Consider the following 11,060-nt stretch of genomic DNA (forward strand, 5'->3'; position numbering starts at 1 on the left):
AACTGGTTGATACTCTCCTGCCAGACTGCTTCATTTTTACATAAACATAAAAAGGTCAACAATATTCTTATCTTGTGATAAAGAGTAATCACCGGTTTTCCATTTCTGTATTCGCTTTGTCCATACAATTCTGAACAGGCATCCGGTAAAAAGATTCCCATAAGATGAATTTATAAAATAACTTAACATAACAGAAATAATCGTATATGAATAACAAAAAGCCTGCATCGAATACTCTGGCAATTGTATGTACAATTGATTGTCCACTCTCCTGTCGTCATTGTTCGGTAGGAATGGAAAAGAGTAAGAAGAGGACTGGTTTGCGCTTGAAAGAAAGTGTAATGTCGCACTATATAAGCGCGGCGGCACAGAATGACTTCTCAATGATAACTTTTGTTGGCGGTGAACCATCTCTGGTACCTGATCTTCTGAGACAGGGGATTGTTGAATGTAAGTATAACAACCTGGAAAGTGCGATTACTACTGCACCAGTCTGGGCAAGAACTAAAGAGAGCGCAGAAAAGTTTCTTGACAGAATTGGATCTGTCGATACCATCATTTTAAGCTTTGATATATATCATCTTGAACAACTGACAATTGAGCATTATCAGAATGCGTGTATTGCGGCAAAAAACCGATCCATAAAGGTTATAATGAATGTCTGTTATTCCTCCGAACAGGAAAGAACAACGTGTGTTGGACTTAATGCATCTCTAAAAGACATGATTTCACAGTATCTTTTTCAGGAGATTATTCCCATCGGGAATGCCCGTATTGTGAACAGGGCGATTCCATTTGCCGGTGTTACGCTGGAATCAATCAACGACTTTGATTGCTTGTCAAAGACCTGTATGGCAGGTAATGCCAGTGTCGGTCTGCAATTCGATCTTCATGCCTGTTGCTGGGCATCTGCAATAACAAGGTCCCCCTTATGTTACCGAAGCAGAGAAGCAAATCTGAGTAAATCAATACAGAGCATGCAAAATGATCCTGCTTATCAGCAATTGAGAAAGCATGGCTTTATTGAGGGATTGGGAATGAGTGAACGTGAAAGGATCCTTTCATATTGCAGAGGAAAAACCTTTGTTAATGAATGCCATCTTTGTATGGTACTGATGGGATTGTCTGATCAAAAACTCTGGAGATCGATTTTTCTGGAAAAGACAATCAACGCTTCATAATGGCAATCCTGATTTATGGATGCCGAAATAATGAAAAAAGGGGTAATGATGATCTGTATTCTGGGTTCTGGAATTGCCGGGTTAGCAATAGCACGTGATCTTACAATGCGTGGTTTGGAATGTGTCGTAATTGAGCGGAATTACATAGGTTCAGGTACCAGCACTCGTTGTGCGGGGATGTTGCACTCTGGGGCCAGATATGCCTTTAAATCGAAGGAGATCGCATCTCAATGCATGATCGAAAACAGATTGATAAAAGATCTTATGCCTTTTGCTGTAGCATCTGACAAAGGATTGTATGTAGTATTGAAGGGTGATGAGGCATATTCTGAACAGTTCGAGCAGGGATGTAAAGAATCAAACATACCAATCGAGAGTTTATCACCAAAAGAAGCGCTCGCATTGGAACCAAATATCAATCCTGGATTGATCCGGGCATACCTCACAAATGACGGGACAATTAATCCCTACCTCCTTATTGAAAGTCATTTGGAATATCTGCAGAGAGAAAATGTAAAGATATTTGAAAATCAGATAATTTTCGATGTCAAAAGAGCTGGTAACAAATGGTGTATCAGGACCAGTAATCAATTTACTGGTACTGTTTCAACTTTTAATGCTGATATAGTGGTAAATGCGACCGGCCCCTCATCCGCATCTGTTGCAAAACTGTTTGGGGCTGATTTATCTCTTCTGCATTTGCATGGTGCCATTCTTGTATTTGAAAAAAAACTGGTTAATTCACTGGTCACCAGATGCGCTCCGAGTTCAGTGGGAGATGTAGTTGCAGCTTCAGGAGAAAGGTGTCTTGCAGCAGCTACATCAAATCAATATCCCTGCTCTGAGTTTTTAATCCCATGTGATCTGGATAAAAGAGAAATACTGCAAAATGCATCTCAACTGGTTCCCGGAATCAAGTTTACTTCAATTGTACATGCTTTCAGTGGTATCAGAGTTCATATTTCCAGCCGGAACAATGCTGGGATTTCAGGGTTTAATGTACCACGGGAATATGCAGTTTTTGATCATCAGGAAAACCAGTCAATACCAGGCCTGATCACTGTATTGGGCGGGAAACTGATTCTTTTCCGTCATGTTGCAGAGGTCGCAGGTGACCTGATTGCCTCCAGATGTGGATGTAAAAACCAAAGTACCACACGAACGGTTCCTCTTGAGAGCCCGGAGAATTTCACCGGGAGATTTTTATGTCAACTTCCAGAAGAAGCTGAGTTAATTGGTTCTATACGAAATAATTCATATTGATCAATAATAATAATTAACCAGGAAGTAAGAATGTCTGAGTATTCAAACCAGGGATCATTTCTGATGACTCCAGGACCGGTTACCCTTTCAGATACAGTCCGGAAAGCTTTATCGAATGAGATTATCTTTCACAGATATTCGTCATTTGAATCACTGTTTGAAGATACCTGTAATTTACTGCATACAATTCTGGATACCACTCCGGAACATCAGGTTCTCATTTTAACGGGAACAGGAACACTGGCCAATGAGTCAGCGATATCATCGGTTTTCAATGAGAATGATCGCTTGTTAATGCTTTCTAATGGTGATTTTGGTGAACGATTGATAACTATGGCGAGTATGCATGGAATCCCCCACAAGTCACTCCGCTATGAGTGGGGAGAGGAGATAGATTGCAGGCAGGTTGAGCATCTTCTATGTTCTGAAAAATTTACAGGAATAGTAATGGTTGGTTTGGAAACAAGTACAGGGATGTCTAATCCTGTAGAGGAAATCGGATTGCTCTCAGAAAAATACAGGTTGATTTATTTTCTCGATGCTGTGAGTGCAATCGGATCGGAATATATATCAGTAAAGGATGACAATATTGATGTCTGTATTACAGTTCCAAACAAGGGTATCGGTGGTCCTCCCGGATTGGGAGTAGTTGCATTGTCACCTGCTGCAGTTCGGAATGCAGAACGGAATAAAGGGCGAAGCATGTATCTGGACCTGAATCGATATCTTGACTTTGCCCGAAAAAGGCAGACTCCGACAACTCCTGCTGTAAGTTTGTTTTATGGTCTAAAAGCCGCTTTAACAGAACTGAAAGAGGAAACTGTAGATAGAAGAATTTTACGATATCAGGAGAACACAGCTTTTATTCTTGACCGCCTTCAGCAATTCGGAGTAACACCTTTTGTAAAGAATTCCAGTGCCCGCTCCAACGCTGTCCTTACACTCTCCTTTCCAGATTATATAGATATCGTAGACATGCACAACCATTTCATCAAAAATGGCATAACACTATGGAAACCCCTGCATCCCGGACCTCTGAAGCCATATAACTGTATGCAACTTTCTGTAATGGGTGCAGTAAGAAAATCACAAATTATGAAATTTCTTGATCTCTTTGAAGACTATGTGAAAACCTTAGTACCTGAGGTGAAAGCCTAAATGACCTTTCCTGGTACAGGTTACATAAATACCGGCTTTATCACTCCGTTTATACTTGCAGGCGGTGAGGGATCCAGGATGGGGCTTTACGGGGAGTATTGTCCAAAGCCTCTTATGGTTGCATATAACCAGTCACTTCTGCATCGCAACCTTAGTTTCCTTGCCTCTGCCGGATTTCATCAAATTATAGTTTCAACGCGAGAATCTTTATATGAGCGGATTTATCAACATGTTGATTCCATTTCAAAAAAAGATGATAATTTTCAGAATGTAAATCTCAGAGTATTGTGTAACCCTCAGCATCAGGCTGGTTCTCTGGAAGCGTTAAGATGGGGATTGGACCATGTGACAACAAGTTGGACGCTTATGTGCTTCAGTGACATTTTTTTTATCAGCAATCCATTTGGTGATATTTACCTGAGCGATGAAAATTCAGATATGCTGGGGAAAGGTCCCATTACTTCTGAAATGCAGTTAAAAAAAGGAGGAATACTGTATCAGAATAATGGAGAGGTAGAAGGCATATTTGAACGTCCGTGTACCGATTTAAGACTGGATATATCAGTGAGGTGGAATGGAATTGCACTTTTTAAGACCGAATCAGCAAGATATGATCTTGACCAATTCTTCACGGCTACAAAAAGCCATGGGCTACCCGAAGGTGATTTTTTCGAGTACCGCAGGTTAAAAGGCAGGAAAATAACCTGCCATGGTAATTCAGACTTTATCAATATAAACACAATTGATGATCTTTACATGGCTTCTCTTTATGCAGGAAGGGAGAAGTTATTTCTAAAGGATAACCGGGACAGGGAATCAGTTTTCACGTGCACACAGGATTTAATCAGAATGATGAGTGCACATGAAATGGAAAAAAGCTTGATATGAAAAGGATTCTGGTATTGGGTCTGGGCAATCTTGCCAATGGAGATATAACGGTTGCCGCGGAAATATTACGGGAAGGGTATAAAAGACATTTTGAAGTTTTATTCCTGTGCCATCCGGACAGAGCACCTTATCTGTTGTCACTTGGATTTGAAGCAGAATCATTAACAGGAAGTTCGATTACTGAAAACAGAGAGCAATTCTACTGTATTGTTAAGAGGTGGAAACCAGATGCCCTTTTATGTGCTGATGTTTATACTCTTGAATATTCAAAAAAATGGAGTGGAATTGACCTGGAATTATTGAAAAAGACAGGAATACCTTTGGGATCTACTGATCAATATGAAAGAGAAAGTGCCCCGGAATTTATCGATACTCTTCTGAGTGTCAGCTTCAGATACCACAAAAGTTATATCACAGACTGCGATTTTCTTATAAGGCCATGTCCTTTAAACAAGCCACTAATTGCTACATCAGGAAATATCTGCTGTTGCAGGTTATTCAGTGCTCTTCCACCATCGCCTACATTGGCACGTGAACAATGGTGCCGGGAGTTGAATATATTACCAGGTCGCAAAGTGATCTTTTATGCAAATTCCGCCTGGGAGTACACTTTCAGGATGAAAGATCTCTTGCATTGGATCCCGCGTATGATTCATGAGTATTGTGCCAGTACATCGGTACCACTGCAGATTATTCATGTCGGCCCTTACCCATGGCAGTTTGAGATCAACCCGGGTATCCAGTATACCTATATTAACAACATGAGAAGGAAAGCATACCTGTTTCTGGATACCATCGCACATGCGGATCTGTTTTTGTCAACCAGCCTGGTGAATACATCATTATCATACGCGATTTATTACCAGACGCCTTCGATTGTCCTGCAGAATTCGAAGGTGATCAGATTCTCTGATTTAAGACCAATAATGCATACAATGCCACCCTGGTACCGTCAAATGGCGGATGAGGTTAAAGAGGTGGGCAGGTTCAGCATGTTCCCGTGGGGCTGGTATAATTTTTTGACTGCACTTTTTGCACAGAACAGTTATGTTGACTGTCTGGTCAAGGCACCAGTCTTTGAACCAGGAAAGACAGTTTCACTCATTCGGAGTTATTTGACTGATACAAGCCTGATAGATGATCTGAAAAGAAGACAGCGGGAATATTTCAAGACTCTTGAAGATCTGCCACCTGTTCATCGGTTTATTGATCAGTTGTGAATTTTAGCACAGAAAAGATTTCAATTCCGATTATTATCAGAAGACAATCCGGAAAATACTCACAAATATTTACAGGAGCATAGTTGATATGATCTCTTCCCTTTATCTTATTCGCCCAAGACCAGATTTTCCCAATCCCTACTCCATGGAATTTTTTGAAGAACTAGGATATAAACCGGTTGTGCAAAGTTTTGATTTATCTATAACTACCGTAGCTGCCATGGTCCCGGATTCTATGAAGGTAACTCTTTGTGATGAATCACTGGAGCCGGTGGATTTTGAAACAGATGCAGATTTGATCGGAATTACCGCAATAGGAACCCAATTTAAAAGAATGCTCTGGATTGCCGATGAATTCCGGAAGCGAAATAAGCTTGTGATGATCGGTGGACCTTTTGCTTCTCTTAATCCTGACCTGGTCAGAGATCATTGTGACATACTAGTCAAAGGAGAAATCGAGCTAATATACCAGAAGCTTTTTTCAGATTTACATCAGGGCAAATGGGAACGGGAGTATTGCGGTGAGCGTCCCGAAACCATAGTCAATCCGATACCAAGGCTTGATGGATATAAAAACGACAGGGCACTTGGTGGTAATATCCAGACATCGCGATCTTGTCCGTTTGAATGTGAGTTTTGTGATGTAATTACATTTCTTGGTAAGGGTCAGCGATTAAAGCCTGTAGAAGATGTAATCAGGGAGTTGGAAAATCTGCGGGCTTATGGTTACAATATGGCTACTTTTGCGGATGACAATATTACGGCAAACCGCCAGAATGCCAGGAAGCTGTTTACCGCTATCCGTGACTGGAATAATGAAAAATGTAACGGGTTGTTCAAGTTTTCCGCGCAATTGTCGATAGACTTTGCGGATGATCAGGAGTTATTGGAATTGTTGAGAGATTCTAATGTCATATACGCTTTTGTGGGCATTGAAACACCGAATGAAGAGAGCCTTCGGGAATCAAAAAAGCGGCATAATCTGGCAGGAGAAATACATGAACGGGTGAGGAAATGCGTAGAGAACGGAATTGCTCTTTCCAGTGGCATAATGGTTGGTTTCGATGCTGACAGGTCGGATATTTTTGATAAGCAATATGAATTTGCCATGTCATTACCCATCCCGATTTTCATTATCCGTGCAGTAGTTGCGCCTTTCCAGACACCGCTTTACAAAAGGTTGCGTGAACAGAACCGGATAATAGAGACTGGCACAGAATTTTGTGAAAACATTTATGAAACCAATATCATTCCCCGAAACATGTCGCGTGAAACACTGGCAGAGGGAGTGAAATACCTGGTAAACAAACTCTATACTCCAGATGCTTTCGAACACAGGATACAGTTGTTTCTTGACACATTCAAAAATGGTCCTCTGTATATCGAGACGAACTTAAGAAAATATCTGAATGTAAAAATGCGGATGATAGAGCGTGATGCCAATGATATTTTACAGAACCATTTCAGCAGTCTTGGTGCAGGCGAGGCGAAACTGTTTCAAAGACTTCAAAAGGAATACTTCTCAAATATGAAGTTTTCAATGCGTGGGAAAGCGATACTTTCAGGGTTTCTAATGGCTTATATGCAGCATCGCTATCTCTATAAAAAACAGAAGATCTGGAAAGATACACAAAATTTGACACCAGAACCAGTAACAGCATAAAGTTTTTCATCCTTATTTAATTAGTAAAATATCTGCCGGATCAATGTTTTCAGATCAAGGGAAACGTGGAATGAAGATTATCGCAGCTACAAGGACATATAACGACCAGTATTTTATTGAAACGTTTGTACGTCATTATTTGAGTCTTGGTGTTGATGAGATTCTTGTTTTTGATTCTGCTTCTCAAGACAATACAGTGAAGATAGTGAGAGAGATTGGCAGAAAATATCCTCAGGTTGAGCTTTCAATATCGTCGCCGGATTTACGCCACACGAGTGATACAAAGGAGGCGGAGTCATGTAACTTTGTTTTACAGTCTGCTATCCAGCGGACGATGGCACTTTCCCAGCCTGTCTGGTGGATTTTTCCGGACATAGATGAATTTCTTGAGAACCCGCCGTCAGGACTGCATTCTTTTTTTCCCGGGTTTACAGAAAATATAATAAGAGGAGTATTTCTGGAGTGGTATCTTGATCCTTCAAAGGCGATAAAATCGGTCTCTTCAAAGGAGATGTTAAGATTAGCGTTAAAGGGGCGTCTGAAGGGAAAGCAGCTTTTAGCAATGGAGGATCCCTTTTATAAAGATTGTATTTTAAAGCTCGATCCTCAAGTGATTTCCTCACCGGATCAGATAAAGACTACTTTGGGAAATCATCGTCTGGTAATTAATGGAAAAGTCACTACAGGAAAAAGCTCATCATGGGCTCTGTTTCATCATTTGCGTGGAGTCCCTTTTATCGAGAGTCAACGCCGGATCAGAACTCGTATTGGCCTTTTTCAAGCCGGTCATGATGAAAAGTATGATGCGCAGCTTTATCTTCATTTTCAGAAGCTGCAGAATCAACTTCGCGATTACCAGAATTATTACTCTAAATTATTATCAGATTCAGACCTTCGGAAGCAAGCCGAGGAATGCAGGAATTTCGATTCTGAAGAGAGTAAATTCGATCGCTTTATAGAGGAGATTTATCTGGCAAGGGAAGAAGCTTATATTGGTAATTGATACCAGCAGCTTTAACTGTTTGTGGAGAACTGGTTTTTCTATTTGAATGAACTTTAATAGCAGTTCTGCTTTTACCTGCCTTACAATCCCTCCATTTACCCTTGCTTAAGAGGGGTTCGGAGTGTATTTTTTGTGTGCTTTTACTGTGAAGTAGAAGTGGGAATTATTTGGAAAAAAGCACGGTTCAGATAAGGGATTGTGCTGTAAGTGGTTGAAAATAAAGAAATTGTAGAAATTTGCGGCCATAGCTCAATTGGATAGAGCATCTGACTACGGATCAGAAGGTTTGGGGTTCGACTCCCTATGGCCGTATTTTAAATAACATAAAATTGGCTTCTAAATACTTGAATTTTGAGGATTTAGAGGCCTTTTTTATTTCTGGCCGCTAAAATTATCCATTTCTATTCTACCCCTTAATTACCCTCAAAACCCCTGTTTCGGTGGAATTTGAAACACGGTATTAATTGTGAAGATGTTGTATATGGACCTAAATATTCTTTTTCGGTAATTGGCAATGATATTATGCAGAATCAGGAGTTGACTGGTGTGGAGCTCAACGAGTTTCTCATAAAAAAAGCGGGTAAAACCTGGGATGACATGGTTGAGGAGAATGCAACGATCAAGGATATCGACGAAAAAAGCATCGCCACATTCATCGAAGACAGTAGTGGCAAAGGCCGGTTACCAGAAACAAAAGGCTTAAGCCCTTTTGAATTTCTGGAAAAACTCAAACTCACCGATGGCAAGAAACTTAAAAGAGCTGCCATTATCATGTTTGGTAAAGACCCGATGCGCTTTTACCCCAATATGCAGGTAAGAATCGGCCGTTTTGGTGTAGATGCTGCAGACCTGCGTTTTCATGAAATTATCGAAGGTAATCTGGTGCACATGTACCATGAAGTGCAGGTGCAGTTAAACCACAAATTTTTGATTCGCCCCATTACCTTTGAAGGCTTTCAACGACTGGAACACGATCTTTATCCCGTTACTGCCCTTCGGGAGATGCTTTTAAATGCACTGGTTCACCGTACTTACATGGGGGCAACCATTCAAATACGAGTCTATGATGATCGGCTTTCCATCTGGAATGAAGGCGTTTTGCCCTGCGGCTTGAGTCTTGAAGACCTTAAAAAAGAACACAGCTCCCGCCCACGGAACCCCCTGTTGGCTAACGCCTGTTTTCTGGGCGGCTACATCGATGCCTGGGGGCGTGGAACGCTGAAAATAATCAATGCCTGTAAAGATGCAGGGATGCCCGAACCGGAAATTGTCGAAAAAGATGGCGGGATTTCCATGGTTTTGTTTGCTCATTCTTCCGAAAGTAATGTCGATAAAAGTTCGGAGAAAAGTTCGGAGAAAATTCTGGAACTGATAAAAGTTTCACCTGAAATATCTGCTGAAGAACTGGCTTCGCGTATTGGCATTTCATCCCGGGCAGTGGAAAAACAGATAGCGGTACTCAAGAAAAAGGGACTGCTTAAGCGGATCGGACCTGCCAGGGGCGGGCACTGGGAGGTTATTGTTGACTAAATTCACCGAAGAAAAACTTGAACAGGCGGTAATCGAGCTCTTTGAAGCCGAAGGCTACAAACACTTTACCGGTGATCAAATTCACAAAGAGATGACAGATGTGCTGCTTCGTGATGATCTGAAGCAATACCTGCTCAATAGATATTCTTCAGAAGACATCACTCTGAACGAAATTGCTTCAATCATCCGCAAACTTGAGCAATACCCTTCATCCGCTCTCTATGAAAGCAACAGGGAAATCCACAAACTCATTGCAGACGGTTTTATTCTCAAACGGGAAGACCGCACCAGGAAAGATCTTTTCATCGAACTCATTGACTACAGCAATCTTCCCCCGTCAATAAAACCAAAAGCTGAAGAATTAACGACTGTTGTCGCAGAAGAACCGGCAGAATATGAAACCACCCATAATATCTACAAGATTGTAAACCACCTTGAGATTCAGGGATACGAGAAACGCATACCCGATGCTATTGTATATATCAACGGCATCCCTCCGGGAACGCAGGGTGGAAGTGACGGGCTCTATGATTTTACCCAGTTGATAGATGGAAAGCTGGTATTTACAGGAATTAAAGCAACACCTATCGCTAGTGGATTATGGGTATTTGTTACAGATTCCACTGGAAAACATATACTGTGGGAAAGACAATACAAACTTCCAGGAAAAGATGCCGGTGGTTATGAACTTAAAACCCTGCTTCCTCTCTCAGTATGTGCGACAGAAGACAGTGGTTTTACTGTGGTAGGTGATAATAACACCTATGGAAACAACCACAACGCTTTTGCCATGCATTTTGTTCCTTCTGAACCCATTACGGTAATTAAAAAGCAATTGCTTAACCAGAGCAATACTGCTGTAGAACTGAAACTGAAAATAACCGGATCAAAGGTGATATTCAGTTTTCCATCTTCTGTTTCGATGCCAGTAGAACTTTCAGTTTACAATGCTGCCGGAAAAAGGATCACAGAAGTAAAGAGTCGGGACCTGAAGGCAGAAAAGAATTCCCTTTTGTGGGATTGTTCCGGTGTTAGTGAGGGGATTTACCTGTACAGGATAAGGTTTACTGACCGGATTTCCACTGGTAAGCTTGTGCTGAAGAAGATTTAATTTGCGATAAATTTCTTTTTTTCTAATTCTCTTTTCAGGAAGG

9 protein-coding genes and 1 tRNA gene are annotated in these 11,060 nt (G+C 41.1%); all 10 read left to right on the top strand.

All coding sequences use genetic code 11. From position 1 onward, the window contains the following. The first annotated feature begins 206 nt into the window (after positions 1 to 206). The 10 genes from GX089_11250 to GX089_11295 all read left to right on the top strand — a co-directional run bounded on the left by GX089_11250 (position 207) and on the right by GX089_11295 (position 11,017). Positions 207 to 1,181: a radical SAM protein gene (locus tag GX089_11250; GenBank protein ID NLP03064.1), complete on the top strand. Its 975-nt coding sequence runs from the start codon at positions 207 to 209 to the stop codon at positions 1,179 to 1,181. Between the two features lie 30 nt (positions 1,182 to 1,211). After that, on the top strand, positions 1,212 to 2,444 hold the full coding sequence (locus GX089_11255) for an FAD-dependent oxidoreductase (GenBank protein ID NLP03065.1): 1,233 nt from the start codon (positions 1,212 to 1,214) through the stop codon (positions 2,442 to 2,444). A 30-nt stretch (positions 2,445 to 2,474) separates the two neighbouring features. After that, complete coding sequence (locus GX089_11260; protein NLP03066.1) at positions 2,475 to 3,602, top strand: alanine--glyoxylate aminotransferase family protein; 1,128 nt, start codon at positions 2,475 to 2,477, stop codon at positions 3,600 to 3,602. Next, the gene (locus GX089_11265; GenBank protein ID NLP03067.1) at positions 3,603 to 4,490 is read left to right on the top strand and encodes an NTP transferase domain-containing protein; all 888 of its coding nucleotides are present in this window, start codon (positions 3,603 to 3,605) and stop codon (positions 4,488 to 4,490) included. Continuing rightward, positions 4,487 to 5,710 (top strand): hypothetical protein, encoded by a 1,224-nt coding sequence (locus GX089_11270; protein NLP03068.1) that lies wholly within the window; start codon positions 4,487 to 4,489, stop codon positions 5,708 to 5,710. Before GX089_11265 ends, GX089_11270 begins: the two co-directional genes overlap by 4 nt. A gap of 88 nt (positions 5,711 to 5,798) precedes the next feature. Beyond that, positions 5,799 to 7,373, top strand: coding sequence for a B12-binding domain-containing radical SAM protein (locus GX089_11275; GenBank protein ID NLP03069.1), 1,575 nt, complete (start codon positions 5,799 to 5,801; stop codon positions 7,371 to 7,373). A 70-nt stretch (positions 7,374 to 7,443) separates the two neighbouring features. Next, positions 7,444 to 8,376, top strand: a complete 933-nt coding sequence (locus GX089_11280) for a glycosyltransferase family 2 protein (GenBank protein ID NLP03070.1) — start codon at positions 7,444 to 7,446, stop codon at positions 8,374 to 8,376. 238 nt (positions 8,377 to 8,614) lie between these two features. Then, positions 8,615 to 8,688: transfer RNA gene (locus GX089_11285), tRNA-Arg, on the top strand. A 210-nt stretch (positions 8,689 to 8,898) separates the two neighbouring features. After that, positions 8,899 to 9,906, top strand: coding sequence for an HTH domain-containing protein (locus GX089_11290; GenBank protein ID NLP03071.1), 1,008 nt, complete (start codon positions 8,899 to 8,901; stop codon positions 9,904 to 9,906). Further along, positions 9,899 to 11,017, top strand: coding sequence for a T9SS type A sorting domain-containing protein (locus tag GX089_11295; GenBank protein ID NLP03072.1), 1,119 nt, complete (start codon positions 9,899 to 9,901; stop codon positions 11,015 to 11,017). Before GX089_11290 ends, GX089_11295 begins: the two co-directional genes overlap by 8 nt. Positions 11,018 to 11,060 lie beyond the last annotated feature (43 nt).

This window comes from Fibrobacter sp. (genome assembly GCA_012523595.1).
Taxonomy (GTDB): domain Bacteria; phylum Fibrobacterota; class Chitinivibrionia; order Chitinivibrionales; family Chitinispirillaceae; genus JAAYIG01.

Coding starts and splice junctions, on each gene's coding strand:
- GX089_11250 (NLP03064.1), top strand. CDS start 207: ATGAATAACAAAAAGCCTGCATCGAATACTCTGGCAATTGTATGTACA.
- GX089_11255 (NLP03065.1), top strand. CDS start 1,212: ATGAAAAAAGGGGTAATGATGATCTGTATTCTGGGTTCTGGAATTGCC.
- GX089_11260 (NLP03066.1), top strand. CDS start 2,475: ATGTCTGAGTATTCAAACCAGGGATCATTTCTGATGACTCCAGGACCG.
- GX089_11265 (NLP03067.1), top strand. CDS start 3,603: ATGACCTTTCCTGGTACAGGTTACATAAATACCGGCTTTATCACTCCG.
- GX089_11270 (NLP03068.1), top strand. CDS start 4,487: ATGAAAAGGATTCTGGTATTGGGTCTGGGCAATCTTGCCAATGGAGAT.
- GX089_11275 (NLP03069.1), top strand. CDS start 5,799: ATGATCTCTTCCCTTTATCTTATTCGCCCAAGACCAGATTTTCCCAAT.
- GX089_11280 (NLP03070.1), top strand. CDS start 7,444: ATGAAGATTATCGCAGCTACAAGGACATATAACGACCAGTATTTTATT.
- GX089_11290 (NLP03071.1), top strand. CDS start 8,899: ATGCAGAATCAGGAGTTGACTGGTGTGGAGCTCAACGAGTTTCTCATA.